The organism is Bradyrhizobium sp. I1.14.4, from assembly GCF_050435825.1.
In the GTDB taxonomy this organism is placed as follows: domain Bacteria; phylum Pseudomonadota; class Alphaproteobacteria; order Rhizobiales; family Xanthobacteraceae; genus Bradyrhizobium.
Genome location: NZ_JBNDLA010000005.1, coordinates 147,650 through 174,458, shown reverse-complemented (window position 1 = coordinate 174,458; position 26,809 = coordinate 147,650). Strand labels below are relative to the sequence as shown.

The 26,809-nt window shown below is 65.3% G+C and carries 23 protein-coding genes; 12 read left to right on the top strand and 11 right to left on the bottom strand.

Annotation, left to right across the window (positions count from 1 at the left end; all coding sequences use genetic code 11):
- Positions 1-3: 3 nt before the first annotated feature.
- Positions 4-951 carry an alpha/beta hydrolase gene (locus ABIB78_RS13000; protein ID WP_429024830.1) on the bottom strand — a complete coding sequence of 316 codons (948 nt, stop codon included), beginning with the start codon at positions 949-951 and terminating at the stop codon, positions 4-6.
- Between the two features lie 221 nt (positions 952-1,172).
- On the opposite strand from ABIB78_RS13000, the gene ABIB78_RS12995 reads away from it, so the two are divergent.
- Positions 1,173-1,649, top strand: coding sequence for an Hsp20 family protein (locus ABIB78_RS12995; protein ID WP_429024829.1), 477 nt, complete (start codon positions 1,173-1,175; stop codon positions 1,647-1,649).
- Positions 1,650-1,764: 115 nt separating this feature from the next.
- Here ABIB78_RS12995 and ABIB78_RS12990 read toward each other — a convergent pair whose 3' ends face one another.
- Positions 1,765-2,562, bottom strand: a complete 798-nt coding sequence (locus tag ABIB78_RS12990) for a hypothetical protein (RefSeq protein WP_429024827.1) — start codon at positions 2,560-2,562, stop codon at positions 1,765-1,767.
- Positions 2,563-3,033: 471 nt separating this feature from the next.
- On the opposite strand from ABIB78_RS12990, the gene gltB reads away from it, so the two are divergent.
- Positions 3,034-7,797 carry a glutamate synthase large subunit gene (gene gltB / locus ABIB78_RS12985; protein WP_429024825.1) on the top strand — a complete coding sequence of 1,588 codons (4,764 nt, stop codon included), beginning with the start codon at positions 3,034-3,036 and terminating at the stop codon, positions 7,795-7,797.
- A gap of 144 nt (positions 7,798-7,941) precedes the next feature.
- Positions 7,942-9,399, top strand: a complete 1,458-nt coding sequence (locus ABIB78_RS12980; protein ID WP_429024823.1) for a glutamate synthase subunit beta — start codon at positions 7,942-7,944, stop codon at positions 9,397-9,399.
- A 180-nt stretch (positions 9,400-9,579) separates the two neighbouring features.
- On the opposite strand, the gene ABIB78_RS12975 is transcribed toward ABIB78_RS12980, so the two are convergent.
- On the bottom strand, positions 9,580-11,277 hold the full coding sequence (locus ABIB78_RS12975; RefSeq protein WP_429024821.1) for an outer membrane beta-barrel protein: 1,698 nt from the start codon (positions 11,275-11,277) through the stop codon (positions 9,580-9,582).
- A gap of 240 nt (positions 11,278-11,517) precedes the next feature.
- Here ABIB78_RS12975 and ABIB78_RS12970 point away from each other — a divergent pair, with 240 nt between their 5' ends.
- Positions 11,518-12,525, top strand: coding sequence for a KpsF/GutQ family sugar-phosphate isomerase (locus tag ABIB78_RS12970; RefSeq protein ID WP_429024820.1), 1,008 nt, complete (start codon positions 11,518-11,520; stop codon positions 12,523-12,525).
- A 102-nt stretch (positions 12,526-12,627) separates the two neighbouring features.
- Here the strand turns inward: ABIB78_RS12970 and ABIB78_RS12965 are convergent, their stop codons facing one another.
- Positions 12,628-13,167, bottom strand: coding sequence for a carboxymuconolactone decarboxylase family protein (locus tag ABIB78_RS12965; protein ID WP_429024818.1), 540 nt, complete (start codon positions 13,165-13,167; stop codon positions 12,628-12,630).
- 90 nt (positions 13,168-13,257) lie between these two features.
- Here ABIB78_RS12965 and ABIB78_RS12960 point away from each other — a divergent pair, with 90 nt between their 5' ends.
- A complete protein-coding gene (locus ABIB78_RS12960; RefSeq protein WP_429024816.1) occupies positions 13,258-13,593 on the top strand; it encodes a winged helix-turn-helix transcriptional regulator in 336 nt (111 codons plus the stop codon).
- On the opposite strand, the gene ABIB78_RS12955 is transcribed toward ABIB78_RS12960, so the two are convergent.
- The 3 genes from ABIB78_RS12955 to hemH form a co-directional block, all read right to left on the bottom strand.
- Positions 13,590-14,036 carry an NfeD family protein gene (locus ABIB78_RS12955; RefSeq protein ID WP_429024814.1) on the bottom strand — a complete coding sequence of 149 codons (447 nt, stop codon included), beginning with the start codon at positions 14,034-14,036 and terminating at the stop codon, positions 13,590-13,592. The genes ABIB78_RS12960 and ABIB78_RS12955 overlap by 4 nt on opposite strands.
- Positions 14,037-14,077: 41 nt before the next feature.
- Complete coding sequence (locus ABIB78_RS12950) at positions 14,078-15,079, bottom strand: SPFH domain-containing protein (protein ID WP_429024812.1); 1,002 nt, start codon at positions 15,077-15,079, stop codon at positions 14,078-14,080.
- Between the two features lie 191 nt (positions 15,080-15,270).
- On the bottom strand, positions 15,271-16,308 hold the full coding sequence (gene hemH, locus ABIB78_RS12945) for a ferrochelatase (RefSeq protein ID WP_429024810.1): 1,038 nt from the start codon (positions 16,306-16,308) through the stop codon (positions 15,271-15,273).
- A gap of 116 nt (positions 16,309-16,424) precedes the next feature.
- Between hemH and ABIB78_RS12940 the strand changes: the two genes are divergently transcribed.
- A complete protein-coding gene (locus ABIB78_RS12940) occupies positions 16,425-16,823 on the top strand; it encodes an MAPEG family protein (protein ID WP_429024808.1) in 399 nt (132 codons plus the stop codon).
- A gap of 148 nt (positions 16,824-16,971) precedes the next feature.
- Here ABIB78_RS12940 and ABIB78_RS12935 read toward each other — a convergent pair whose 3' ends face one another.
- The 3 genes from ABIB78_RS12935 to ABIB78_RS12925 are packed head-to-tail and all read right to left on the bottom strand — an operon-like array spanning position 16,972 to position 20,827.
- Positions 16,972-18,090, bottom strand: a complete 1,119-nt coding sequence (locus ABIB78_RS12935) for a nickel/cobalt transporter (protein ID WP_429024807.1) — start codon at positions 18,088-18,090, stop codon at positions 16,972-16,974.
- Positions 18,090-18,725, bottom strand: a complete 636-nt coding sequence (locus ABIB78_RS12930) for a DUF1007 family protein (RefSeq protein WP_429024805.1) — start codon at positions 18,723-18,725, stop codon at positions 18,090-18,092. The genes ABIB78_RS12935 and ABIB78_RS12930 overlap by 1 nt, the downstream gene beginning before the upstream one ends.
- 14 nt (positions 18,726-18,739) lie before the next feature.
- The gene (locus ABIB78_RS12925; RefSeq protein WP_429024803.1) at positions 18,740-20,827 is read right to left on the bottom strand and encodes a M3 family metallopeptidase; all 2,088 of its coding nucleotides are present in this window, start codon (positions 20,825-20,827) and stop codon (positions 18,740-18,742) included.
- A 128-nt stretch (positions 20,828-20,955) separates the two neighbouring features.
- Here ABIB78_RS12925 and ABIB78_RS12920 point away from each other — a divergent pair, with 128 nt between their 5' ends.
- From ABIB78_RS12920 to ABIB78_RS12895, 6 genes are all read left to right on the top strand, one after another.
- A complete protein-coding gene (locus ABIB78_RS12920) occupies positions 20,956-21,216 on the top strand; it encodes a hypothetical protein (RefSeq protein WP_028341358.1) in 261 nt (86 codons plus the stop codon).
- Between the two features lie 660 nt (positions 21,217-21,876).
- Positions 21,877-23,019: a type III PLP-dependent enzyme gene (locus ABIB78_RS12915; protein ID WP_429024801.1), complete on the top strand. Its 1,143-nt coding sequence runs from the start codon at positions 21,877-21,879 to the stop codon at positions 23,017-23,019.
- A gap of 130 nt (positions 23,020-23,149) precedes the next feature.
- Positions 23,150-23,755 (top strand): GNAT family N-acetyltransferase, encoded by a 606-nt coding sequence (locus ABIB78_RS12910; protein ID WP_429024799.1) that lies wholly within the window; start codon positions 23,150-23,152, stop codon positions 23,753-23,755.
- Between the two features lie 10 nt (positions 23,756-23,765).
- Positions 23,766-23,933, top strand: a complete 168-nt coding sequence (locus ABIB78_RS12905; protein WP_429024797.1) for a hypothetical protein — start codon at positions 23,766-23,768, stop codon at positions 23,931-23,933.
- Positions 23,934-24,037: 104 nt separating this feature from the next.
- On the top strand, positions 24,038-24,427 hold the full coding sequence (locus ABIB78_RS12900) for a RidA family protein (RefSeq protein ID WP_429024794.1): 390 nt from the start codon (positions 24,038-24,040) through the stop codon (positions 24,425-24,427).
- A gap of 39 nt (positions 24,428-24,466) precedes the next feature.
- Positions 24,467-25,909, top strand: a complete 1,443-nt coding sequence (locus ABIB78_RS12895; protein ID WP_429024792.1) for a homospermidine synthase — start codon at positions 24,467-24,469, stop codon at positions 25,907-25,909.
- Positions 25,910-25,972: 63 nt separating this feature from the next.
- Here ABIB78_RS12895 and ABIB78_RS12890 read toward each other — a convergent pair whose 3' ends face one another.
- Positions 25,973-26,713, bottom strand: coding sequence for an acetoacetate decarboxylase (locus ABIB78_RS12890; RefSeq protein WP_429024790.1), 741 nt, complete (start codon positions 26,711-26,713; stop codon positions 25,973-25,975).
- Between the last annotated feature and the right edge of the window lie 96 nt (positions 26,714-26,809).

Genomic DNA, 26,809 nt, shown 5'->3' with positions numbered 1-26,809 from the left:
CGCTCACTTGAACAGCGGCGTGCCCGGCACGAAGGCGTCGAACGCCGCCCAGAATTGCGCGCGGTAGCGATCCTGCTCCTGCAGGATCTCGTGCTTGGAGCCGGCAATCACCAGATGCGAGCCAGCACGCAAATGGTAGGCGAACTCCTCGATCGCAGCCGTCGACACCACCTCGTCATTGCTCGCCGCCAGCATCAGGATCGGCTGGCGGATTTCGGACGGATACGACATGCCGCGGAAGGTGCGCATCGCGGTGAACGCGGTGTCGGCCCAGGCGATCGTCGGCGCCGCGATGCCGAGCGTCGGGTCTTCTTCCAGGATCGCGGCGTTGCGGGCGTGGCGCACAGGGTCGCTGGTCACAGGGTTGCCAATGAAGGGCGCGAGGCCGACGAGTTCGCCGCCGCCGCCCGGCACGTAGCGGCCGCCCTGCCCGGCCAGCCGCATGATCCTGAGCAGCGCGCTCGGAAAGAACGACACGCGGCGGCGCGGCAGGTCGATCATCGGCGCCGACAGCACCATGCGGTCGAACCAGCGCTTGCCGGCATGCGCGAGGCGCAGCATCACCGCGCCGCCCATCGAATGCGCGAGCGCGAAATAGGGTGGCGGGCAATCCGGCAGCACCACCTGCTGCACGAAGGTCTCGACGTCGACCTCATAGTCGGCGAAGTCGCGCACATAACCCTTGCGGGGATCGCGCAGCCGCCGCGACGAATGGCCCTGTCCGCGCCAGTCGATCATCGCCACCGCAAAGCCGCGGTCGCGCAGGTCGCGCACGGTCTCGAAATATTTCTCGATCATCTCGCCGCGCCCGCCGAACACGCAGACCGTGCCCTTGCGGCCTGGCGGCGGCGCCCAGCGCGCGAAGCGCAACTCCGCCCCGTCTGATGTCTTGATGGTGCCACTGACAACGTCGTCCGGAACCGGATTGGCGGGAATCGAGACGAGCGTCATAAAGGAGACCGCAGTGGTGAGACAGGTTGGAGATCAGGGACGCCTGCGCCAAAAAAAGCGACGCGGTTTCCGCCTCTTGAACGCGACTTGACCCCTCCCATATCACCTCAGTGCAGGCCGCTACCAGTGTTTCGGAACCGGAACATGAGGCTGCACACATCTAAGCCCGGCCCGATGGCGGGCGGGTAACTGAAACAGTCGCTCAATGGAGGACTAATCCTATGCGTAGCTACGACCTCACTCCGTTTTATCGTTCCACCGTCGGCTTCGACCGCCTCTTCAGCCTGCTCGATCAGGTAACCTCGGACGGCAGCCCCGGCTATCCCCCCTACAACATCGAGCGCACCGGCGAGAACGCGTACCGGATCAGCGTTGCGGTATCCGGCTTCTCGCAGGCCGAGCTTTCGATCGTCGCGAAGGAGAACACGCTGACGATCAAGGGCGAGAAGACCGCCAACGAGAACTCCGGCAACGGCTCTGAAGTGCTCTATCGCGGCATCGCCTCCCGCGCCTTCGAGCGCGTCTTCCAGCTTGCCGACTTCGTGCAGGTGAGGGACGCTTCGCTCGAGAACGGCCTGCTCCACGTCGATCTCGTCCGCGAGATTCCCGAGGCCAAGAAGCCCCGCAGCATTCCGATCGGCGGCGGCGAGAAGGCCCCGCAGGTCGTCGACGGCTCGACTGGCAAGGTCGCGGCCTAAGCAACAGATCCCGCGTCAGCAGATATTGGCTGATCGCGAAAACGCCCCGGGAAACCGGGGCGTTTTTTGTTGCGCGCTCGACCTTCGCAGCCCGCATGGAACGCAGCGACGCTGGTCACTCCAATCCCTGCACCTTCGGCATTTCCTGGGTCGGCAGGATCGCGGGCGCCGGCGTCGCGGGCGGCGGAGCGGCCTGACCGACGGTTGGAGCTTCGGCCTGCTGAACGGGCTGCGGCGCCGCCGCCTGCGCCTCGGCCGGTTTCGGTGCAGCGGCTGCCTGTTCGGCTGGCGCGGGGGCTGCTGCCTGCCCGGGTGATGGCGCCGGCGCGGCGGCCTGCGGGACGGCGGCCTGGGCCGCAGGGGCCGGAGCCTGGGCCGCAGGCGCCTGGGCCTTGGCCGCGAGCGGGCTCCGCTTCGGCACCGGCACGCGGCTTGCGACATGGGGGATCGGGGCCGGCGGTCGAGGCACCCGGGCCTGGATCGGCCGCAGCATCGGACCGACCGGGCCGTAGGTCGCGCTCATCTCCTCTTCGTAATTGTCGCCCAGCCGAAAGGCCGGGGCGAAGCGGATGATGTGCCCGTCGCGGGCGTCGATCACCAGCCGGCCATCGTCGCCACCCTGGTCGATCACCGAGATCGTGTAGACGAAGCCGCGCTGCTGCGGGGCACCGAGCGGCAGATAGCCGTTCTCGCGAAGCACGGTGTAGACCTCGACCGGCGGCAACAGGCTCGGGACGCGGCCATAGCGCGGCGGCGGCGGAACCTCGGGCATGGCGGCATAGGGTCCGTCCATATCGGATACCCTGACGAACGACGGGCTGCCGATCCGGGCGGGCGTCGCCAGTTGGGCCTGGGCCGAGGCTGCGCTGAGCGCGAGAGCGGCGGCTGCAACCGAACCTGTGAACAACTTCATCGCCGTAACTCCTGTCTGCCCCGCCTTCAGGAGCTTTCCGCTCTCTTGCTGGCTTGCCCGGATAAAACTTCAGTTTGAAATCCGGCGGTCCTTGGTCCCTCCTTGGGCCAGATCGCGGCGTGTTTGCTTCGAATCAGGGGCGCCGGGCGGCCGGCCGAGCCGCTCGATCCAAGCATGCGGGCGAGGACTTCCTCGCGCTTGTGTGATAGACAAAAATTTGGCAAGGTCGGAGTTAGGACAGCAAGACTGTCTAAATTTCGAGGCCATCCCGGCATAGGGATTGCAACGAGATCTCGGCGCCGCGGGCTCCGAGAATGCTGCAGGCAGGGCCGTCCCTCAGGGGACGTTGAAACGCCCGTCGCCTGAATTTAGGAAAATGCGGCTCGCGGCGGACGAGCGGTGGCCCGGTGGGTGCCGCAACGTCCAAGGTGCGCCAAATACGGTGGGGCCCTTACGAAAGGGAGAGGACACATGAGCGGGTCGGAATTCGAGCGCGAAAACATCGTGGCAGGAACGCTGTCGGCGACCGCGGACTCGAAAGCCGCCGATGCCGCGCATGATGCTTCTTTTGGGCCGCACACTCCCGAACTGCATACGTGGCGCCCGCAAGCCGAAGGCCTGTACGACCTGAGCCTAGAGAAGGATTCCTGCGGCGTCGGCTTCATCGCCAACATCAAGGGCCAGAAGTCGCACCAGATCGTCTCCGACGCGCTGAGCATCCTGTGCAACCTCGAGCATCGCGGCGCCGTCGGCGCCGACCCGCGCGCCGGCGACGGCGCCGGCATCCTGGTGCAGATCCCGCACGCCTTCTTCGCGCGCAAGACCGCGGAGCTCGGCTTCAAGCTGCCGCAGCCCGGCGAATACGCCATCGGTGCGCTGTTCATGCCGCGCGATGCCGCGTGGCGGAACGTGATCAAGAGCATCATCGCCGACGAGATCAAGAACGAGGGCTTCAAGCTGCTCGGCTGGCGCGATGTGCCCAGTGACAATTCCTCGCTCGGCGTCACCGTGAAGCCGACCGAGCCCTACCACATGCAGGTCTTCATCGGCCGCAACGGCGCGGCCAAGACCGAGGACGATTTCGAGCGCCGCCTCTATATCCTGCGCAAGTCGATCTCGCAGGCGATCTATCAGCGCCGCGACCGCGGCATGGCGGGCTATTACCCGTGCTCGCTGTCGTGCCGCACCGTGATCTACAAGGGCATGTTCCTCGCCGACCAGCTCGGCAAGTACTATCCCGACCTGCATGAAGCGGACTTCGACAGCGCGCTGGCGCTGGTGCATCAACGCTTCTCGACCAACACCTTCCCGACCTGGTCGCTGGCGCATCCCTACCGGATGATCGCCCATAACGGCGAAATCAACACGCTGCGCGGCAACGTCAACTGGATGGCGGCGCGGCAGGCGTCCGTGCATTCGGAGCTCTACGGCAAGGACATCAGCCGTCTGTGGCCGATCTCCTATGAAGGCCAGAGCGACACCGCCTGCTTCGACAACGCGCTCGAATTCCTGGTGCAGGGCGGTTACTCGCTGCCGCACGCCGTGATGATGATGATTCCGGAAGCGTGGGCCGGCAATCCCCTGATGGATGAGCAGCGCCGCGCCTTCTACGAATACCATGCCGCGCTGATGGAGCCGTGGGACGGTCCGGCGGCGATCGCCTTCACCGACGGGCGCAAGATCGGCGCCACGCTCGATCGCAACGGGCTGCGCCCGGCGCGCTATCTCGTCACCAAGGACGACCGCATCGTGATGGCGTCCGAGATGGGCGTGCTGAAGATTCCGGAGGACCAGATCGTCACCAAGTGGCGGCTGCAACCCGGCAAGATGCTGCTCGTCGACCTCGAACAGGGCCGGCTGATTCCGGACGACGAGATCAAGGCCGACCTCGCCAAGAGCCATCCCTACAGCGACTGGCTGCATCGCACCCAGATCCAGCTCGAGGAGCTGCCGGATGCGCTGGCCAAGGGCGTGCGCTCCAACCTGCCGCTGCTCGACCGCCAGCAGGCGTTCGGCTACAGCCAGGAAGACATCACGATCCTGATGACGCCGATGGCGGCCACCGGCGAGGAGGCAGCCGGCTCGATGGGCAACGACACGCCGATCTCGGCGCTGTCGGACAAGCCGAAGCAGCTGTTCACCTACTTCAAGCAGAACTTCGCGCAGGTGACCAACCCGCCGATCGACCCGATCCGCGAGGAAATCGTGATGAGCCTCGTCTCGATCATCGGGCCCCGACCGAATCTGTTCGACCTGCAGGGCGTCGCCTCGACCAAGCGTCTCGAAGTACGGCAGCCGATCCTGACCGACGCGGATCTGGAAAAGATCCGCTCGATCTCCGACGTCGCCGAGACCCACTTCAAGTCGCGCACGCTCGACACCACCTTCCACGCCGGCTTCGGCGCGGCGGGCATGGAGCAGGTGCTCGACGAGCTTTGCGCGCGCGCCGAAGGCGCGGTGCGCGAGGGCATCAACATCATCATCCTGTCGGACCGCATGACCGGCACCGACCGGATTCCGATTCCCTCGCTGCTGGCCTGCGCCGCCGTGCACCATCACCTGATCCGCACCGGGCTGCGCACCTCGGTCGGCCTCGTCGTGGAATCCGGCGAGCCGCGCGAGGTGCATCACTTCGCCTGCCTCGCCGGCTACGGCGCCGAAGCGATCAACCCCTATCTCGCCTTCGAAACCATCCTCGCGATGAAGGACCGGCTGCCAGGTGCGCTCGACGACTACGAGGTCGTCAAACGCTACATCAAGTCGATCGGCAAGGGGCTGCTCAAGGTGATGTCCAAGATGGGCATCTCGACCTACCAGTCCTATTGCGGCGCGCAGATCTTCGACGCAGTCGGCCTGAAGGCGGACTTCGTCGCCAAGTATTTCGCCGGCACCCACACCCGCATCGAGGGCGTCGGTCTCGGCGAGATTGCCGAGGAGACCGTGCGGCGTCACAACGACGCGTTCGGTGACGGCCAGATTTACAAGAGCGCGCTCGATGTCGGCGGCGAATATGCCTACCGCACCCGCGGCGAGGACCATGCCTGGACCGCGGAATCGGTCTCGACGCTGCAGCATGCCGTGCGCGGCAACTCGCTGGAGCGCTACCGGGCGTTTGCCAAGATCCTCAACGAACAGTCCGAGCGTCTGTTGACGCTGCGCGGCCTGTTCCGGATCAAGAGCGCCGGGGACGACAAGCGCAAGCCGGTCAAGCTCGAGGACGTCGAGCCGGCCAAGGACATCGTCAAGCGCTTCTCGACCGGCGCGATGTCGTTCGGCTCGATCTCGCGCGAGGCGCACACCACGCTCGCGATCGCGATGAACCGGATCGGCGGCAAGTCGAACACCGGCGAAGGCGGCGAGGAGTCCGACCGCTTCAAGCCGCTGCCCAACGGCGACAGCATGCGCTCGGCGATCAAGCAGGTCGCCTCGGGCCGGTTCGGCGTGACGACGGAATATCTCGTCAACTCCGACATGATGCAGATCAAGATGGCGCAGGGTGCCAAGCCCGGCGAAGGCGGCCAGTTGCCCGGCCACAAGGTCGACGCGACGATCGCTCGCGTCCGGCATTCGACGCCGGGCGTCGGCCTGATCTCGCCGCCGCCGCATCACGACATCTACTCGATCGAAGACCTCGCCCAGCTGATCTATGACCTCAAGAACGTCAATCCGGACGGACTGGTCTCGGTCAAGCTGGTGTCCGAAGTCGGCGTCGGCACGGTCGCCGCCGGCGTCGCCAAGGCACGCGCCGACCATGTGACCATCGCGGGCTTCGAGGGTGGCACGGGTGCCTCGCCCTTGACCTCGATCAAGCATGCCGGTTCTCCGTGGGAGATCGGTCTTGCCGAAACCCATCAGACGCTGGTGCGCCAGCGGCTGCGCAGCCGCATCGCGGTTCAGGTCGACGGCGGTTTTCGCACCGGCCGTGACGTCGTGATCGGCGCCCTGCTCGGCGCCGACGAGTTCGGCTTCGCCACCGCGCCGCTGATCGCGGCGGGCTGCATCATGATGCGCAAGTGCCATCTCAATACCTGCCCGGTCGGCGTCGCGACCCAGGACCCGGTGCTGCGCAAGCGCTTCACCGGCCAGCCCGAACACGTCATCAACTACTTCTTCTTCGTCGCCGAGGAAGTGCGCGAGATCATGGCGCAGCTCGGCTACAAGACGTTCGACGAGATGGTCGGCCAGGTCCAGATGCTGGACCAGACCGCGCTGGTCTCGCACTGGAAGGCCAAGGGCCTCGATTTCTCCAAGCTGTTCGTGCGGCAGAAGGAGGAGAAGGGCCAGACGATCTATCACTCGGAAAGCCAGAACCACCATCTGGAAGCCGTGCTCGACCGCCGGCTGATCGAGAAGGCGCAGGCCGCGCTCGATCGCGGTGCGCCGATCAAGATCGAGGAACAGATCAACAACACCAACCGTTCCGCCGGCGCGATGCTGTCGGGCGCGGTGGCCAAGATCTACGGCCATGCCGGCCTTCCGCTCGACACCATCCATGTCGGCCTGAAGGGCACGGCGGGACAGGCGTTCGGCGCCTGGCTCGCCAATGGCGTCACCTTCGAGCTCGAGGGTGAAGGCAACGACTATGTCGGCAAGGGCCTCTCGGGCGGCTGCATCATCGTCAAGCCGCCGAAGATCTCCGGCATCGTGCCGGAAGAGTCGATCATCGTCGGCAACACCGTGATGTATGGCGCGATCGCGGGCGAGTGCTACTTCCGCGGCATCGCCGGCGAGCGCTTCGCGGTGCGCAACTCCGGCGCGGTCGCAGTCGTCGAAGGCGCCGGCGATCATTGCTGCGAATACATGACCGGCGGCATCGTGGTGGTGCTCGGCAAGACCGGCCGCAACTTCGCGGCCGGCATGTCCGGCGGCATCGCCTATGTGCTGGACGAGGCCGGCGACTTCGGCAAGCTCTGCAATCTTTCGATGGTCGAGCTCGAGCCGGTGCTGTCGGAGGAGATGATCAACGCCGGCACCTACCACCACTCCGGCGATCTCGAGGCGCATGGCCGGGTCGACGTGTTCCAGAACCTGCTCGACTCCGACGTCGAGCGGCTGCACGTCCTGATCACGCGTCACGCCAAGCTGACCGGCTCGGAGAAGGCGGCCGAGATCCTCGCCAACTGGAAGACCTGGCTGCCGAAATTCCGCAAGGTGATGCCGGTGGAGTACCGCCGCGCGCTGAAGGAAATGAAGGCGAACGCCGACGCCGAGCCGAAAATCGCGATCGGCGCGTAAGTTTCATCAAGCGTCGTTCCGGGGCGCGCGAAGCGCGAACCCGGAATCTCGCCAACCAACTTCGAGATTTTCGGGCGTGCGCCTTGAGGCGCATCCCGGAGTGGCCAACACGACGAACACATGATGCAGGGGCATCGGGTTTAAATGGGCAAGATCACAGGTTTCCTCGAGATCGACCGCAATGAGCGCAAGTATGAGCCGGTCGCCGAGCGGCTCAAGAGCTTCAAGGAATTCGTCGTTCCGCTGAGCGAGAAGGACACGCGCGACCAGGCCGCGCGCTGCATGAATTGCGGCATCCCCTATTGCCACGGCACCGGTTCGACCGCGCCGGGCACGCCGGGCTGTCCGGTCAACAACCAGATCCCCGATTTCAACGACCTCGTCTATCAGGGCAACTGGGAAGAGGCCTCGCGCAACCTGCACTCGACCAACAATTTCCCCGAGTTCACCGGCCGCATCTGCCCGGCGCCGTGCGAGGCGTCCTGCACGCTCAACATCGACGACAACCCGGTCACCATCAAGACCATCGAATGCGCGATCGTCGACCGCGCCTGGGACAATGGCTGGGTGAAGCCGGAGCTCGCCGCGCAGAAGACCGGCAAGAAGGTCGCCGTGATCGGCTCCGGGCCCGCCGGCATGGCCGCCGCGCAGCAGCTCGCGCGCGCCGGCCACGAGGTGCATGTCTACGAGAAGTTCGCCAGGGCCGGCGGCCTGCTGCGCTACGGCATTCCCGACTTCAAGATGGAAAAGCACATCATCGACCGCCGCGTGGCGCAGATGGAAGCCGAGGGCGTCACCTTCCACTACGGCAAGGCGGTGGGCGGAAGCACGCCCGGCGCGATCGACCCGCAGGAGCTCGCCAAGCAGTATGACGCTGTGGCGCTGACCGGCGGCGCGGAAGCCCCACGCGACCTGCCGATCCCCGGCCGCGACCTCGCCGGCATCCACTTCGCGATGGACTTCCTGCCGCAGCAGAACCGCCGCGTCTCCGGCGAGCCGCTGAACGGCGACGCCGACATCCTCGCCGGCGGCAAGCATGTCGTCGTGATCGGCGGCGGCGACACCGGATCGGACTGCATCGGCACCTCGTTCCGCCAAGGCGCCAAGTCAGTGACCCAGCTCGAGATCATGCCGGCGCCGCCCGAGCATGAGAACAAGGGCGTGACCTGGCCGAACTGGCCGCTGAAGATGCGGACCTCGTCGAGCCAGGCCGAAGGCGCGGTGCGCGAATACGCCGTGCTGACCACGAAGTTCGAAGGCAAGGACGGCAAGGTCACCAAGCTGCATTGCGTCAAGGTCGACGACAAGTTCAAGCCGCTGCCCGGCACCGAGTTCACGCTCGACGCCGAGCTGGTGCTGCTGGCGATGGGCTTTGTCCATCCGGTGCACGAGGGCCTGCTCAAGACGCTCGGCATCGAGCTCGACCAGCGCGGCAACGTCCGCGCCTCCTTGCAGGACTACCGGACCTCGCAAGCCAAGGTGTTCTCCGCCGGCGACATGCGCCGCGGCCAGTCGCTCGTGGTCTGGGCGATCCGCGAAGGCCGCCAGTGCGCGCGCTCAATCGACAGCTTCCTGATGGGCAAGACCGACCTGCCGGGGTAAGCGCCCCGGCCGTTGCGCTGGACTGCACATCACAAACTGAACTGTCATCGCCCGCGAAAGCGGGCGATCCAGTATTCCAGAGATGTTAGAGCTTGAACGGATGGGCCGCGGCGTACTGGATGCCCCGCCTTCGCGGGGCACGACACCTCATTTGGGATGCGACTTACGCATCCTCAGCAGCTAGTTCTGCACCCGCACACCCAGCATCACCACCGTCGATGCCGAGCTCTGTCCGGCCAGGTTCGAATCCAGCCAGTCGCGGCGGACGGTGCCCTTGATCCACAGGCTGCGAGTCATCTTGTAGATCAGGTCGGCGGACACCGAGTAGATCGTGTCGTTGCGGTTGTCGCCCTGGTAGTCGAGCGTGCCGTAGGTGAACTTGCCGATCGCAGTCAGCCAGCGGCGGAAGTCGTGGTCGACCTCGACGGTGTAGGTGCGCGACAGCACGCCCGAGGTGCCGGGCAGCGTGGTCTCGCCGATCTGGGTATCGGAATAGAATTTGGCCGTGGTCAGCGGCGTCGCGGTCCAGGTCAGCGAGGCGGTGGTGAGCAGGCCCTCCAGACGGTTGAGCCGCGTGTCGGCATAGTCGCGCATCGCGTAGCCGATCGAGACCTCGCCGAACAGCAGCCGCGTGAACTCGAAGGACGTGCCGACCTTGGCGTAACCGCCTGAGGAGTTGCGCGCGTAACCATTGCGATCGAGATAAAGGTCGTGGAAGCGGCTGTCGCCCTCCACCTCGACGAACGGCTTCACGGCCGGATTGAGCTCGTAGCTCACACGGCCGATACCGCCATATTGCGTGAAGTTGCGGTCGTCGTTCGACGACGAGGTGCCGTCGGTCAGCTTCGACCATTGGTAATCGGTGCGGTCGACGGTGGCGCCGAGCGAGACCTGCATGCGGTTGAAATTCTGGTCGATGCCGAAAGTGCCGCCGACGGTGGTGTAGATCGGATATTTGGCGAGGCCGGCCTGCACGTTCGGGCTGCCGGGATTGTCGGTCGAGACCAGCAGGCGGGCCTGCGCCGTGAGATGCGTGTATTTGGAGACGTCGAGGCGGCCGTCGATATGGCCGGTGAAACTCGGACGGTCGACGTCGAGCGGCGCCGACAGCGGCGTGCCGTCAATCGGCGTGAGCTGGGAGCCGTAGCCGGTGAAGGAGCCGCGCAAATCGGCGACGACGGCGTGCCGCTCCCAGTCCGACATCGCGACGAATTCCGGCGCCACCATGTAGAAGGCCTTGCCCTGCGGCGAATTCAAACGGCCCGGATTGGTGTCGTAGCCGGCCATCACTTCGACCGCCGTCTTGACCATGAACGAGCCGGCATAGTCGCCGACCGCGCCGAACGGATCGTCATCGATCCTGAGCCGCTTGCGCGGCGGCTGGCCGACGATGGTGCCCGCCATCGCCGGCGGCAGCGGCGTCTTGTTGGCGGTCTCCGATGGCGGGATCGACAGCCGCAACTGCCCGGCCGCGGTCGGCGGCGGCGTCGTGGGCACCGGCGAGCCGGGTCCCGGCCGCGGCTTCGGCCTGGCCTGACCGGGATAATATTTCGGCTTCAGGCGCTTGCGGTTGAGCGAGTCATAGCCCGATGTCGCGGCGCCGTTCGCGGCCGGGAGGCCGTAGGTCGGGATCTGCCCGATGCGCTGGGACGTGGACGTCGATGACGATGAACGTCGGTCGCGATCGGCGTCCGGCAGCTTTAATCCGTTGAGGGGATCGAAGGCATCGGCCGTGGTCCGGCGCAGCGGCGAATCCTGTGTGATCACCTGGCTCTGGCGGCTCGGGCTGAACAAATCCGGCGTCACGGTCTGAGCGCCGGCGAGCCCGGTGGTCGCGGTCAGCGCAAGAACAGTCGGCAGAAGGCATGGCAAAACCACGCGAACGAGGCGTCCGCGCCGATTTGGGCCGCTTGCTGGCCGCCGCCACACGATGGAAATACTCCAACGAATTCATATGCTTGACGCACGCATCCCGCCGGGCAGCGAAAAACGTCCTTAATGGAGTTAAAACAATTATGGTTAATGAGCCGTTGAGGATCGGCCGCCGCGCGTCGCATCGCGGAATCGAACGTGCTAAGGGAGACGCCCGGGTGCAAAACCCATCTCCTGGAATCCGAAATGGCCAAACCGAAACCGCTGATGACCAAATCATCCGGCCCCGATGACGGCGCCGTTCAATCGGCGCTCCGCACCCTCGATGCCGAAGCAAGCGGCGTCGCTGCGCTCTCCGCGGCACTCAAGTCCGACCTCGGCGCGCCGTTCACGGCAGCGTCTGAGCTGATCTGCAAGGCCAAGGGACGGCTGATCGTCACCGGGCTCGGCAAATCGGGCCATATCGGCCGCAAGATCGCCGCAACCTTCGCCTCGACCGGCACGCCGGCGTTCTTCGTGCACGCAGCCGAAGCGAGCCATGGCGATCTCGGCATGATCACCACTGAGGACGTGATTCTGGCGCTGTCATGGTCCGGCGAGCAGCCGGAGATGCGAAATTTGATTGCCTATGCCGCGCGCTTCGGCATTCCGCTGATCGCGATGACCGCCGACAAGGACTCGACGCTGAGCAAGGCCGCCGACGTGCAGCTGACGCTGCCGAAGGCCCGTGAGGCCTGCCCGCACAATCTCGCGCCGACCACCTCCTCGCTGATGATGTTGGCGCTCGGCGATGCGCTGGCGATCGCGCTGCTCGAAGGCCGCGGTTTCACCTCGACCGATTTCAGCGTGTTGCATCCGGGCGGCAAGCTCGGCGCGCTGCTGAAATATGCCCGCGACCTGATGCATAGCGGTGACGCGCTACCGCTGAAGCCGCTCGGCACCGGGATGTCGGATGCGCTGGTCGAGATGACCTCCAAGGGCTTTGGCTGCGTCGGCATCGTCGACCGCCACGGTCATCTCGTCGGTATCGTCACCGACGGCGATTTGCGCCGGCAGATGCGCCCCGACCTGCTGACGCTGTCGGTCGACGAGGTCATGACCAAGACGCCGAAGACGATCGGCCGAGACACCCTGGCCGGCGAAGCGCTGGAGCTGCTCAACGCGTCGAAGATCACGACGCTGATCGTCACGGATGCGAAGAAGCCGGTCGGCATCATCCATCTGCACGATTTGCTGCGCGCGGGCGTGGCGTAAGAGTCACGCTCCGTAGGGTGGGTTAGCCGAAGGCGTAACCCACCTCTTCTCCCGCCGCCGCGCAAATGGTGGGTTACGCTTCGCTAACCCACGCTACGCATCTCACTTCGGAAACTGCGCCGCGGTTGCTTCCAGCGGCAGGGCCAGCGCGTTGGCGAGGTAGGAGACCGTGCGGTAGAAGCCGCACAGCAGGATGATCTCCAGGATCTGATCCTCGTCATGATGCGCCGAGAGCGCGGCGAATTCCGCGTCGTCAAGCGTCGCGCGCGCGTGCAGCGCATCGACCGCCGCGATCATCGCCTGTTCGGCCGGCGACCAGCAGCCGGCATCGGCCTCGCCGCGCACGGTGGCGTGGACCTGCTGCTCCGACAGCCCGGCGGCCGCGCCGAACGCCGTGACATGCACGCCCCATTCATATTCGCAGGCATTGAGTGCGCAGGTCCGGTTGATCACGATCTCCCGCTCCCTGATCGAGAGCGGTCCGCGGTCCAGCAGGCTGCCGCCGCGAAATATCTCCCAGGCGCGTGGATGGCCGGCCATCACGCGGAACAGCAGCAGCGGCGGCTTGCCGCGCATGATGCGGTCGAAATGCTGTTGAACGTCCGCCGCGTAAGGCGGATCGAGCGGCGCGATGCGTGACAAGGCCTGACCTCACTGCTACATTTACTGTAGCCACACGCTACAATATCTGTAGCGATCGACGCAAGAGACATTCAAGGGGGGACTCGCGACATGCCGAAGCAGGCTCCGGCCACAAGACGCGGCGTCCGCGGTTCGCGGACCGGCCGCCCGGTCATGGCGCTGCTCGATTTGCTGGGCCGGCGCTGGACCTTGCGCATCATGTGGGAGCTGCGCGAGGGCGCGCTGACCTCGCGCGCGCTGCGTACCGCCTGCGACGAGGCCTCGCCTACGATCCTGCAGACGCGGTTGACCGAGCTGCGCGATGCCGGATTCGTCGAGTTGACGGACGATGGTTACCGCCTCACCGCGCTCGGCCGCGAGCTGTTCCAGACCTTCACGCCGCTCAATCGCTTCGCCGAGCGCTGGAGCAAGCAGGGTGGCAGCTAGACCGCGGCGACCGTCAGACTCGCGCCATCGGCGCGGACCACCTTCACCCGGCTGCCGGCCGGCGCATCGGGGCCGGCGACACGCCAGACTGTATCGTCGATCCGTACCGTGCCTGATCCGTCGATGATCGGCTTCTCCAGGGTAAATTCGCGGCCGACCAGGGCTTCGTTGCGGCGGTTGAGAAACGGATTGGTCTTGCTCGCCTCGGTCGCGCCCCGGGCGAAATGCCGCCACGCCGGCACCGCCAGCGCGGCGAACACCGCGAACATCAGGAGCTGCATCTGCCAGGACGGCGTGAACACGAACGACAGCAGTCCGACCACCAGCGCCGCGAGCCCGAGCCAGAACAGGAACACGCCGGGTGCGGCGAGCTCAAGCGCCATTAGGATGAAGCCGAAGATCAGCCAGTTCCAGGTACCCAATGTCGAAAACATCTCGGCCATGACTTGACCTCTCACATTGCGGGCCTGCTGCCGTCACGCCCTCACCGCTGCGGCGGCACCGGCGGTGGCGGCGTCGAGCCGGCCGGCGGCACCGAGCCGCGGCGCGCGGCGGCTGCGGCAGATGCGGCGCTCTCGCCGAAGGTGGCCTTGGCGATCTCGCCGATACCGGCGAGCGAACCGAGGATGCTGGTCGCCTCGATCGGCAACATCAGCACCTTTTGGTTGGGCGAATCAGCCAATTGCCCGAACGCCTTGATGTACTTGTCGGCGATGAAATAATTCAGCGCGGCGACGTCGCCCTTGGCGATGGCATCGCTGACCATCTGGGTTGCCCTCGCCTCGGCCTCGGCGGACCGCTCACGCGCCTCGGCGTCGCGGAACGCAGCCTCCTTGCGGCCTTCTGCCTGCAGGATCTGGCCCTGCTTGGCGCCCTCGGCGCGCAGGATCTCGGACTGCCGCTGGCCCTCGGCCTGCAGAATGTCGGCGCGCTTGACGCGCTCGGCCTTCATCTGCCGGCCCATCGCCTCGACGAGGTCGGCCGGCGGCACGATGTCCTTGATCTCGATGCGGTTGACCTTCAGGCCCCAGGGCGACACCGCAGCGTCGACCACGCGCAGCAGCCGCTCGTTGATCTCGTCGCGATGCGACAGCACCTGGTCGAGATCCATCGAGCCCATCACCGAGCGGATGTTGGTCATGGTCAGCACGATGATCGCCTGGTTGAGATTGGCAACCTCGTAGCTTGCCTTCGCGGCATCGAACACCTGGAAGAACGCGACGCCGTCCACCGTCACGGTGGCATTGTCCTTGGTGATCACCTCCTGCTCGGGGATGTTGATCACCTGCTCCATCATGTTCATCTTGCGCCCGATGCGATCGAAATAGGGCACGATCAGATTGAGGCCGGGCGACAGCGTGCGGGTGTATTTGCCGAACCGCTCGATGGTCCAGTCATAGCCCTGCGGGACGGTCTTGATCCCGGCGAACAGCGTGACGATGACGAGAAGAACAAGCGCGATCGCGAAAATATCGAAGCCAGTCATAAGTCCTCCCAGGCCCGCGAGACCGGCGAGACCGTCGCCGGGCACGGTCGTGCATTGGTCGGCAGGACCGCTCCGCCGGTTCAGCCGGCTGTTCTTATCCCTAGCACATAGGAAGCTGCCGTCGGACTACCAGATGCAAACGAACCGCCGTGTCCGCTGTCACGGATCGTTAACAATCAAATCCGGCCTTGCTAGATCCAGCCCTGAAGCTCGCGCAGTACGAGCTGGCGGATCACGTCCATACCGCCGGCGCTGTCGTTGAGGCACGGGATGGCCGCGAACTGCTCGCCGCCATTGTGCCGGAAGATTTCGGCATTCTCCTGCGCGATCTCCTCCAGCGTCTCCAGGCAATCGGCGGAGAAGCCGGGCATCACCACGGCAATTCGCCGTACGCCGTCCCTGGCGAGCTTCTCGACGGTCCTGTCGGTATAGGGCTGCAGCCACTCGGCATTGCCGAAGCGCGACTGGAAGGTGAGGATCAGCCTGTCGGCATCGAGCCCGAGCCGCTTGCGCAGCGCATTGGTCGTGGCAATGCACTGCGCCTGATAGGGATCGCCCTTGTCGACATATTCCTTCGGCATGCCGTGGAACGACGCGACCATGATCTCGGGCTCGAACGGCAGCGTCGCGAGATGGTCATTGATCGAGACGGCAAGCGCCTCGATGTAATCAGGGTCATCATAGTAAGGCGGCGTCACCCGCAGGATCGGCTGCGCGCGCATGGCGGCCAGCACGCGAAACGCCTCGTCGCAGACCGTCGCCGACGTCGCGGCGGAATATTGCGGATAGAGCGGCACCAGCAGCAGCCGGCCACAGCCTTGCGCGGCCAGCGCCTCGATGCGTTCCTTGATCGAGGGGTTGCCGTAGCGCATCGCCCAGTCGACCACGACGTGATCGTGATCGGCGATCGCCTCCGCCAGCTTGTCGGCCTGCGAGCGCGTGATGGTCTTCAGCGGCGACTCGTTCCGCTCGGTGTTCCAGATCTTCAGATAGTCGCGCGCCTTGCGGGCCGGCCGGACGCGCAGGATGATGCCGTTGAGGATCAGCTTCCAGAACAGGCCCTGATCCTCAATCACTCGCGGATCGGACAGGAATTCCCTTAGATAGACCCGGACGCCCGCGGCATCAGCCGTATCCGGCGTGCCGAGATTGACCAAGAGCACGCCGACCCGTTCCGGCTTCGGCGCCGCGGCAGGCTTCGCGCTCTCGAAGGGGATCACGGTGCTCATGATGGCCTTGCGCTTGGCGTCCTTCGCTTGGGGTCTTTGGGCTTCGCGCGTTGCTCCAACCTTGTCAAGCCGAGTGCGGGTTGGCTACGTTCCCGTCCCAAATATGGGGAGGAACCATGACGATCGCCGAATGGTGCGTCTTCGGGACGCTAATGCTCTCGCTCCTGACGATCGTATCGGTGAAATGGGCCGGCTTCCGCGGTTTCGACAATTCGAAGCCGCGCGATCCCGACTTCTACGACAATCCGATCCGCTCGCGCGCGCTCGGCGCGCACCAGAACGGCATCGAGGCCTTCCCGTTCTTTGCCTTCGCCGTGCTGCTCGCCGAATTCCGCGTCGGCCCGCTTCGGCTGATCGATGAGCTCGCGGTGCTGTTTCTGATCGTGCGGATCGCCTACGTCTTCACCTATGTCGGCAACCGCCCGACGCTGCGCTCGATCCTCTGGAGCATCGGTTTTGCGATCAACATCGCGATCTTCTTCCTGCCGGCGATCAGGGGCTATCTGACGAGTTGAGCTTTGGTCTGCTCCCTCTCCCCGTTCTTACTGGGAGAGGGTCGGGGTGAGGGGCTGCTCCCACGAGTCTCGGAAGCGGAGATACCTGTACCCCCTCACCCGGATCGCTTCTCGATCCGACCTCTCCCCGCAAGCAGGCGAGGTAACCTCAAAGGCACGTCGCCCGTTCGGCCGCGACGTAGCCGAACAGCAGCCCGAGCCCGAACAGCAGCACCAAGCCTGCGGCGGCGAACTCCAGGCCGCGCATGATGACCATGCCGCCACCGTCGCGCGCCGCGCTCAGTCGCTCGGCGATGCCGCGCGCCGACACCGCGACGAGTGCGATCGCCGCCACCGTGATGGCGGTGCCGAGCCCCATCACCAAGGTCGCGGCAATGCCGGCCCAGAACAGGCCCTGCGCCAGCGCGAACACCAGCACCAGGATCGCGCCCGAGCACGGCCGGATCCCGACCGTGAGGATCGCGCCGAGGCCGCGCCGCCAGCCGCCGGGACCGGCGAGCTCGGCCGGCGTCGGGCCGTGCGAATGGCCGCAGTGCTCATCATGGACGTGCTGCGCGTCATGACCGTGATCGTGGCCATGATCATGATCATGGCCGTGATCGTCATGCGCGTGACGATGATGGTGATCATGGCCATGATCGTGATGGCCATGATCATGGTGGTCGTGATCGTGATGCTGCGCGCCGGCCATCGCCAGCGCCGGGCGCGGCACCTGCAGTGCGCGGAAGAAGCCGCCGCCCTTGACCCAGACCAGCCGGGCGCCGAACGCCGCGATCAGCGCGTAGCTTGCGATCTCGATCGCCTTCTCCGCCCCGCACATGGTCTTCGCCGTCGCATTGAGCAGCCAGGCGCAGACGCCGACGATGAGAACGGCGACCAGCGACTGCATCAGGGCCGAGACGAACGACAGCACGATGCCGCGCCGCGCGGTCTCGCGATTGGCGACCATGTAGGACGAGATCACGGCCTTGCCGTGTCCGGGGCCGGCGGCATGGAAAATCCCGTAGGCAAAGGAGATCGCAAGCAGCGTCCAGACCGCCGATCCGTCGGATTTCGCGGCGCGGATCGTCGCCGAGATCTCGCGATAAAACTCCGACTGCCTGGCCAGCAGCCAGCCGACCAGCCCGCCCTGCGGCTCCGCTGCGCGCGGCGCGCCGAACGGATTTTGCGCCAGCAGCGCATGAGCCGCCCCGTCGAGCACCGCGAATGCCGCCAGCACGGCAGCAGAGACGGCGAGGCCGCGCAGCGCGCGGGAGACGATCGGCATCATGGGCAATCCACCGTGATCTTGTTGGCGAACATCATGCCGAAATTGCCGTTGCCGCCATCGAGAAAGTTCTGCTCGCCGAGTTTCTGCGCGGCGGCGGTGCCGTCATTCGGCCGTTCGAACTGCATCTTGCAGTCTACAGCAGCGCCGACCAGCTTGACCGGCTCCTTCTGCGCGAACTGGAAGTCGATGAAGTAGGTCGGGTCGAACACTTCGAGCGAGAGCTGCCTGGCCTTGAACGGCGTCTTCACCGGCAAGGTGAAGTGCAGCGTCAGGGACGAATCCTTGTATTCGAGGAAGTAGTCGACCGGCTCGGTGAACTTCTGCTTCTTGCCGTCGCCCTTGGCGAAGGTGAAGTAGGCGTATTCCTTCAGCGACTCGACATTGGTCTGCGCCAGCGGCGCCAGCTCCTCGCGGCTGTAGGCGCCCTTGACCTTGGTCTCGATGCCCTGCAACGCATAGGTCGAGAACATGTCGTCGAAGGTCCAGGCGTGGCGGACCCCGGTGATGGTGCCGTCGGGCGCGTAGATCAGCTCGCTTTTTGCCACGATCCAGACATGCGGATGGGCCTCGGCGGCCGCCGTGCCGAGCACGACTGACAACGCAAGCACGAGCCCGGCGATCAGGCGATTCACGGACGACCGCACCTTCAGGCCGCCTCAGGCGTGTCGAGCAGGCCGCGACGGCGCAGCAGCGCATCCGGCTCGGGCTCGCGGCCGCGGAACGCGACATAGGCCTCCTCCGGATCGCGCGAGCCGCCCGACGAATAGATGTCGTCATGCAGCCGCTTGGCGGTCGCCGGATCGAAGATGTCGCCGGCCTCCTCGAACGCGCCGAACGCGTCGGCGTCCATCACCTCCGACCACATGTAGCTGTAATATCCGGACGCATAGTGGTCGCCGGAGAAGATGTGGCCGAACTGGGTCGGCCGGTGCCGCAGCGAGATCTCGGCCGGCATGCCGATCTTCTCCAGCTCCTTCTGTTCGAAGGCGCGGACGTCCCAGCTCGCCGCCGCCGGCTGGGTGTGGAATTCGAGATCGACCAGCGCCGAGGAGACGAACTCCACGGTGGCAAAGCCCTGGTTGAACTTGCGCGCGGCGAGGAAGCGCTTGAGCAGGTCGTCCGGCAGCGCCTCCCCGGTCTGGTAGTGACGGGCGAAGCGCTGCAGCACCTCGGGCCGCTCCTGCCAGTGCTCGTAGAGCTGCGAGGGCAGCTCGACGAAGTCGGTGAACACTGATGTCCCCGACAGCGACGGATAGGTGACGTCAGAGAGCATGCCGTGCAGACCATGGCCGAACTCGTGGAACAGAGTCCGGGCGTCGTCGGGCGACAGCAGCGACGGCGCGCCGTCGGCGCCCTTGGCGAAGTTGCAGACGTTGATCACCAGCGGCGCGACGTCGCCGTCGAGCTTCTGCTGGTCGCGCAGCGAGGTCATCCAGGCGCCGGAGCGCTTCGAGGACCGCGCGAAGTAGTCGCCGTAGAACAGCGCCTTGTGCTGGCCGTCGCGGCCCTTGACCTCCCAGACCCGGACATCCGGGTGCCAGACCGGCACGTCCTTGCGCTCCTCGAAGGTGACGCCGAACAGGCGGGTGGCGCAGTCGAAGGCGGCCTCGATCATGTGGTCGAGCACCAGATAAGGCTTGATCGCGGAATCGTCAAAATTGGCGCGGCGCTGGCGCAGCTTCTCGGCGTAGTAGCGCCAGTCCCAGGACGCCAAAGTGAAATTGCCGCCCTCTTCAGCGATCAGCGCCTGCATCGAGTCGCGGTCGGCAAGCGCCCGCGCCCGCGCCGGCTTCCAGACCCGCTCCAGCAGGCCGCGCACCGCCTCCGGCGTCTTCGCCATGGAATCTTCGAGGCGGTAGGCGGCGTAGGTCGGGAAGCCCAGGATCTTCGCGGTCTCCTCGCGGAGCGTGAGGATCTCCACGATGGTCGCGTTGTTGTCGTTGGCGTTACCATTGTCGCCGCGGGCGACGAAGGCCTTGTAGATCTTCTCGCGCAGGTCGCGCCGCGACGAGCTCTGCAGGAACGGCTCGACCGAGGAGCGTGACAGCGTCACGATCGCCTTGCCACCCATGCCGCGCTCTTCCGCCGCAGCCTTGGCGGCCGCCACAAATGTGTCGGAGAGGCCAGCGCGATCGCCCTCGCCGAGCTCCATGAACCACTCCTGCTCGTCGCCGAGCAGATGATGGCTGAACGAGGTGCCGAGATGGGCGAGGCGCTCGTTGATCTCGGCCATGCGGGCCTTTGCCGCATCGTCGAGCCCGGCACCGGAGCGGCGGAAGCGGGTGTAGGTGCGCTCCAGCAGCCGCATCTGCTCGCCGGTGAGGCCGAGGGAAGCGCGCTTCTCGTGTAGCATGGCGATGCGGCCAAACAGCACGGCGTTCATCATGATCGGATTCCAGTGCCGCGCCATTCTCGGCGACACCTCCTTGTCGATCTCCAGGATCGCAGGATTGGAATGGGCCGAGACCAGGTCGTAGAACACCGCCGAGACCTTCGACAGCAGCTTGCCGGAGCGCTCCAGCGCCGTGATGGTGTTGTCGAAGTCGGGCAGTGCCGGATCGTGGGTGATCGCAGCCACTTCCGCCGAATGGTCGGCGAAGGCCTGCTCGAAGGCGGGGAGGAAATGCTCCGGCTTGATCTCGGCGAAGGGCGGCGTCTCGAGCGGCGTCTGCCATGCCTTCAGGAGGGGATTGGCCAAATTCCGAACCTCGGCCTCTGCGCTGGTTTCTGACATCGAATATCCCGTTTTCGCCTTGAAAATGCGGACCAATCTATATCACGCGATACAGCATTTTTGGGCCTTTTGCGCTTGATAGATGGGCACTTTTCGGAGAGATTGCGCCCCTGAACAGGACCTATTTCATGACCATGCAGCCCTCCACCTCAGGCAACCGCACCATCGTCTGGCCGAGCGTCATCACGGTGATCTCGGCGGCAATCCTGATCGGCGCGGAAGTGTTCGGCGCGGCGTTCGCCGGCGGCTGGGCGCTCGCGATCCTGCTCGGGCTCGACGATGTCGCCGCGCACATCCTGCAGGCCGTGCTGTTCGGCATCGGCGTCCTGATCATGATCGCCTTCATCCGCGCCGCGCAGCGCGTCGAGCCGTTCACGCGTCGTGCGTGAGACCCGCGATTCAAGAAAGCGCTGCGGCACAGGGCTAAAACGCACAGGCTTTCGTTAGTCATTCTTAACAGCCGTTCATCTTCAACACGTGCTGCGCGCGAGATCGCAAGCACGCGTTAGGGAAATTTGTCGCTATCGCAAAAAAATTCTTGCGCCACGAAGTCAAAAGATTTATTTCCTGCCTTGCCCAATTTCGCACGTGCCTGTGGTCGTGTGTCAGTCGGTAGGTATCCGGACAAGAGGCCGGACAGCCGCCAAGGGGTGGAAGAACCGAGGGTCGCTTACGTCCATCAGGACACGAGGCGGCCAGCATCTCTCTCCAGGGATGCCGTTGAAGGTCTCGCCACTCTTTGCAACCGTGACTGGCAGCCGGAGGCGAACCGGCGCACCCCGCTCTCCACGGGGGACGCGACTTAAAGCAACGACGGATCGGGCTTTTTTGGTCTCTACCGGCAGTCCAACGCCGGCCCGGGCTACTGAAAAGGCTTGTCCTTCATTGCCAGGTGATCGGGCGGGAAACTCTCCCAACCAATCCACGGCAGCACAGTCTGGTTTGAGTCTTTTGGCTTCGTTGCGCCTCCATCGCGCGATGTGGCCGGAGCGCTCTCACCCGACGTCATGTTGATGCGGTTCCCGTCGCTGGGGCCGTTGGAGAGTGCCATGACTGAACGTATTCAGGAATTCCTGCGCAACCGCCGCCAGGATGGTCTCGACACCGAGCCGTGCCTCGTCGTCGACCTCGAGGTCGTGCGCGACAACTACCAGACCTTCGCGAAGGTGCTGCCGGACAGCCGCGTGTTCTATGCGGTGAAGGCCAACCCGGCGCCCGAAGTGCTGTCGCTGCTCGCCGCGCTCGGCTCCTGCTTCGACACCGCGACCGTCGCGGAGATCGAAATGGCGCTGGCCGCCGGCGCGACGCCGGACCGCATCTCCTATGGCAACACGATCAAGAAGGAGCGCGACATCGCGCGTGCCTTCGCGCTCGGCATTCGCCTGTTCGCGGTCGATTGCACCGCCGAGGTCGAGAAGATCGCCCGCGCCGCTCCCGGCGCCAAGGTGTTCTGCCGCATCCTTTATGACTGCGCCGGCGCCGAGTGGCCGCTGTCGCGCAAGTTCGGCTGCGACCCGGAGATGGCGGTCGAGGTGCTCGACCTCGCCAAGCGCGTTGGGCTGGAGCCGTGCGGCATCTCGTTCCATGTCGGCTCGCAGCAGCGCAAGGTGAAGGCGTGGGACCGTGCGCTCGCGATGGCGTCGACCGTGTTCCGTGACTGCGCCGAGCGCGGGATCAACCTCTCCATGGTCAACATGGGCGGCGGCTTCCCGACCAAGTATCTCAAGGACGTTCCGCCGGTCCTGCAGTATGGCCGGTCGATCTTCCGTGCGCTGCGCAAGCATTTCGGCAACCAGATCCCGGAGACGATCATCGAGCCGGGCCGCGGCATGGTCGGCAATGCGGGCATCATCGAGACCGAAGTCGTTCTGATCTCGAAGAAGAGCGATGAGGACGAGGTGCGCTGGGTCTATCTCGACATCGGCAAGTTCGGCGGTCTCGCCGAGACGATGGACGAGTCGATCCGCTACGCGATCCGCACTCCGCATGACGGGGCGGACATGACGCCGTGCGTGCTCGCGGGTCCGACCTGCGATAGCGCCGACGTGCTGTACGAGAAGCTGCCGTATCCGCTCCCGGTGACGCTCGAGATCGGCGACAAGCTGCTGATCGAAGGCACCGGCGCCTATACGTCGACCTACTCGTCGGTGGCGTTCAACGGCATTCCTCCGCTGAGGACCTACCACATCTGACCCGCCTCCTGATCGAGGCCTGATAAACCGGGAGCCGGCCCCGCCGGCTCCCTCCCGATCATTTTTGATTTTTCTGAACGACGCTTGCCGCGGCGCACGACATGCCGTTGCAAGCGAGGACTGACGTGCCATGACTGCAAAACGGAACACCCCCGTTGCCCTCATCCGAAAGGCCGCCCCGTTCGCGATCCGTGCGGAGCGTGCCTCGGACGTCGTCGCGCGCGAAGCGCTGCTGGATGCCTGCTTTGGCGAGAACCGCCATGCCCGCATTTGCCAGCGCCTGCGCGACGGACGCGCGCCCGCCGAAGGCCTGAGCCTTGCGGCCGTGCGCCAGGACGGCCGGCTGGTTGGAACCGTGCGGTTGTGGCACGTCAGCGCGGGGGGCCGCAGCGCGCTGATGCTGGGGCCGCTGGCGGTCGATGACGACTGCCGCGGCCTCGGCGTCGGCGCTGCGCTCATGCTGCGCGCGCTCGCTGTTGCCAAGGCGCGTGGCCATGGCGCGGTGATCCTGCTTGGCGATGCGCCCTATTACACCCGGTTCGGCTTCACGGCCGCCACGACCGGCGAGCTGTCGCTGCCGGGTGCGTTCGAGCGCGAGCGGCTGCTCGGCCTCGAGCTTGTCGAAGGGGCGCTGGACGGCGCCTGGGGCATGATCACGCCGACCGGCGCGATGCCCAAGACGAAGGCATCCCGGACCCGGCGGAAGGCACCGCTGGCCATGCCGCACGCGGCGTAGGGCGGGCGCCATGTCGGAGAACCTTCCCGCAATCGACGGCGCGCGTCCGCGCTGGCGCGGCCTCGTCACCACGGTGATGCTGGTCCTGATCTCGGTCATGATCGTCAGGGACATCCTGATCCGGCGCTGGTCCGGCACGCCGCCGTCGCCGCCGGACACCACGCAGCAGTCCCACTAGCGCCGGCCGCAAGGCCCGAATCCCAGGTCAGACTCCAAGGGGTTGCGCGGGCGCCAAAAATGCCCGTAAACCCCGCACAAAGCCTTTTTCCACCGAGGTCCAACATGCCCCGCCGCCTGATTTCCACCGGCTCGCCCTTTGAGAAGACCGCCGGCTACAGCCGTGCCGTGATCGACGGCGACTTCGCGTTCGTCGCGGGAACGACCGGCTACGACTACACCACGATGACCATGCCGCCCGATGTCACGAACCAGTCACGGAACTGCTTCAAGACCATCGAGGCCGCCCTTAACGAGGGGGGCTTCACGATGGCCGACATCGTCCGCGCGACCTACTATCTCACCGACGCCCGTGACGTGGATGCCCATTTCGCGGTCTGCGGCGAGGTTCTCGGCGACATCCGCCCGGCCGCAACGATGCTGATCGTCGCGGGGCTCTACAAGCCCGAGATGAAGGTCGAGATCGAAGTCACCGCGAAACGACGCAATCCCTGATCCACCCTACCGCCGCTAGGCACTCTCCTGGAGAAAACGATGAGCCCCTCCTCGCAGATCCACGCGAAAATCACCGGCCCCATTGTCATGATCGGTTTCGGCTCGATCGGCAAAGGCACGTTGCCGATGATCGAGCGGCATCTCGATTACGACAAGTCGCGCATCACCGTGATCGATCCCAAGGACGAGGGCCGCAAGGCACATTGCGAGAAGCACAATGTGCGATTCATCCAGCAGGGCGTGACCAAGGACAATTATCGCGACTTGCTGACCCCGCTGCTCACTGAAGGCGGCGGCCAGGGTTTTTGCGTCAATCTCTCGGTCGATACCGGCTCTACCGACATCATGGAGCTCTGCAACGAACTTGGCGCTCTTTATGTCGACACCGTCAACGAGCCCTGGCTCGGCTTCTATTTCGATTCGTCGAAGGGCCCGGAAGCGCGCTCCAACTACGCCCTTCGCGAAGCGACGCTGGCCGCCAAGAAGGCGCGCCCCGCGGGCTCGACGACGGCCGTCTCCTGCTGTGGCGCCAATCCCGGCATGGTCTCCTTTTTCGTCAAGCAGGCGCTGCTCAATGTCGCCGCTGATCTGAAGCTCAATGCCCCCAAGCCGAAGACCAAGGCCGAATGGGCGGACTTGATGCGGCAGGCCGGCGTCAAGGGCATCCACATCGCCGAACGCGACACCCAGCGCTCCAAGTCGCCGAAAGAGCCGGACGTCTTCGTCAACACCTGGTCGGTGGAAGGTTTCCTGTCGGAAGGCGTGCAGCCGTCCGAACTCGGTTGGGGCACCCATGAAAAATGGATGCCCGAGAATGCGCGCACTCACGAAGCCGGCTGCGGCGCAGCCATCTATCTGATGCAGCCCGGCGCCAACACGCGCGTGCGCACCTGGTGCCCGACCCGCGGCGCGCAGTATGGCTTCCTCGTCACCCACAACGAGTCGATCTCGATCTCGGATTACTTCACGGTGCGTGACGCATCGGGCACGGCGATCTATCGGCCGACCTGCCACTATGCGTATCATCCGGCAGACGATGCCGTGCTGTCGCTGCATGAAATGTTCGGCCGCGCAGCGAAGATGCAGGAAAAGCACCACATCCTCGATGAGAACGAAATCGTCGATGGCATCGACGAACTCGGCGTGCTGCTGTTCGGCCATGACAACAATGCCTACTGGTACGGCTCGCAGCTCTCGATCGAAGAGACCCGCAAACTCGCGCCCTATCAGAACGCCACCGGCCTGCAAGTGACCTCCGCCGTGCTCGGCGGCATGGTGTGGGCGCTGGAGAACCCGAACGAAGGCATCGTCGAAGCCGACGAGATGGATTTCGATCGTCTGCTGGAAATCCAGCTGCCGTATCTCGGCCCGGTGAAGGGCTTCTACACCGGCTGGACCCCGCTGACGGATCGTCCGGGACTGTTTCCGGAAGATATCGATACGAGCGATCCGTGGCAGTTCCGGAATGTTCTGGTGCGCTGATCGCGCAGCGCAGTCGATCGATCAGAATGCCCGGCTTCGCGCCGGGCATTTTCTTTTCATGATCTATTTCGCCATGTAGTCGAACGCCACCGAGCCGAGGCCGAGCGTCAGGTCCGCCTTGTAGTGCAGCGCCGAGATCACCTCGCGCACCGGCAGGCGGGCGACGTCGCACAGCGCGTGCGGAAACAGGCCGAGCGCGGCCGGGCCGGTCCAGACCTCCTTCAACGTAATCTCCTCGAGATGAAACCGCACCAGCTCGCAGATCCGCGGGCTGCCGTCGACATGCGGGATGATCTTCAGGATGAAGTTCGGCGCCTTCATCGATTTCAGCACGGTGTCGTGGTCGACCTTGCGGTGCTTGTAGCCCATGGTGGCGGAGGCGCAGAGCACCGAGCCGTAATGCAGCGAGCCGACCAGCACGTCGCTCTCGACCGCGATCTTGGGCTTTGCGAGCTTCTTCGGAAATCCCCACAGCTCGCGGCCGCCGGCGATCGGGCCTTCATCGTCGAGGTACATCGCGTGGGTATAGGCGCCCTCCTCACCCTTGAAGCGAACCGGAATCACCTGCCCGGTCTCGGTGTAGTCGCCGAAGCCGGTCGAGTCGGGCATGCGGATGAATTCATACTTCACCACGGGCTCGGCGACCTCGAGCGGCTCCGGCACCACCGCCGCGAGCGCCTCCGGGTCGGTCTTGTAGGTGATGATGAAATATTCGCGGTCGAAGAACCGATACGGCCCCGGCGGGAACGACGGGTTGGTGAGCGGCATCGAATAGGCGGTGCGCCGGATATCCTCGATCTTCATGAAAGGCCCCATCTGTCGTTGGCAAGACGACAGATTATGGCGGGCACGAGCGGCGGAGGCGAGACCGTATAATCGGCAGCGTCCGTCAAATGCGCA

What these genes read in the sequence shown, in the direction of transcription:
- ABIB78_RS12990 (WP_429024827.1), bottom strand. Translation starts at nt 2,562, where the DNA reads ATGAAGTTGTTCACAGGTTCGGTTGCAGCCGCCGCTCTCGCGCTCAGC.
- ABIB78_RS12925 (WP_429024803.1), bottom strand. Translation starts at nt 20,827, where the DNA reads ATGTCAGAAACCAGCGCAGAGGCCGAGGTTCGGAATTTGGCCAATCCC.
- ABIB78_RS12895 (WP_429024792.1), top strand. Translation starts at nt 24,467, where the DNA reads ATGAGCCCCTCCTCGCAGATCCACGCGAAAATCACCGGCCCCATTGTC.
- ABIB78_RS12960 (WP_429024816.1), top strand. Translation starts at nt 13,258, where the DNA reads ATGCCGAAGCAGGCTCCGGCCACAAGACGCGGCGTCCGCGGTTCGCGG.
- ABIB78_RS12955 (WP_429024814.1), bottom strand. Translation starts at nt 14,036, where the DNA reads ATGGCCGAGATGTTTTCGACATTGGGTACCTGGAACTGGCTGATCTTC.
- ABIB78_RS12920 (WP_028341358.1), top strand. Translation starts at nt 20,956, where the DNA reads ATGACCATGCAGCCCTCCACCTCAGGCAACCGCACCATCGTCTGGCCG.
- ABIB78_RS12910 (WP_429024799.1), top strand. Translation starts at nt 23,150, where the DNA reads ATGACTGCAAAACGGAACACCCCCGTTGCCCTCATCCGAAAGGCCGCC.
- ABIB78_RS12970 (WP_429024820.1), top strand. Translation starts at nt 11,518, where the DNA reads ATGGCCAAACCGAAACCGCTGATGACCAAATCATCCGGCCCCGATGAC.
- ABIB78_RS13000 (WP_429024830.1), bottom strand. Translation starts at nt 951, where the DNA reads ATGACGCTCGTCTCGATTCCCGCCAATCCGGTTCCGGACGACGTTGTC.
- hemH (WP_429024810.1), bottom strand. Translation starts at nt 16,308, where the DNA reads ATGAGCACCGTGATCCCCTTCGAGAGCGCGAAGCCTGCCGCGGCGCCG.
- ABIB78_RS12935 (WP_429024807.1), bottom strand. Translation starts at nt 18,090, where the DNA reads ATGCCGATCGTCTCCCGCGCGCTGCGCGGCCTCGCCGTCTCTGCTGCC.
- ABIB78_RS12950 (WP_429024812.1), bottom strand. Translation starts at nt 15,079, where the DNA reads ATGACTGGCTTCGATATTTTCGCGATCGCGCTTGTTCTTCTCGTCATC.
- ABIB78_RS12915 (WP_429024801.1), top strand. Translation starts at nt 21,877, where the DNA reads ATGACTGAACGTATTCAGGAATTCCTGCGCAACCGCCGCCAGGATGGT.
- gltB (WP_429024825.1), top strand. Translation starts at nt 3,034, where the DNA reads ATGAGCGGGTCGGAATTCGAGCGCGAAAACATCGTGGCAGGAACGCTG.
- ABIB78_RS12995 (WP_429024829.1), top strand. Translation starts at nt 1,173, where the DNA reads ATGCGTAGCTACGACCTCACTCCGTTTTATCGTTCCACCGTCGGCTTC.
- ABIB78_RS12980 (WP_429024823.1), top strand. Translation starts at nt 7,942, where the DNA reads ATGGGCAAGATCACAGGTTTCCTCGAGATCGACCGCAATGAGCGCAAG.
- ABIB78_RS12900 (WP_429024794.1), top strand. Translation starts at nt 24,038, where the DNA reads ATGCCCCGCCGCCTGATTTCCACCGGCTCGCCCTTTGAGAAGACCGCC.
- ABIB78_RS12940 (WP_429024808.1), top strand. Translation starts at nt 16,425, where the DNA reads ATGACGATCGCCGAATGGTGCGTCTTCGGGACGCTAATGCTCTCGCTC.
- ABIB78_RS12905 (WP_429024797.1), top strand. Translation starts at nt 23,766, where the DNA reads ATGTCGGAGAACCTTCCCGCAATCGACGGCGCGCGTCCGCGCTGGCGC.
- ABIB78_RS12890 (WP_429024790.1), bottom strand. Translation starts at nt 26,713, where the DNA reads ATGAAGATCGAGGATATCCGGCGCACCGCCTATTCGATGCCGCTCACC.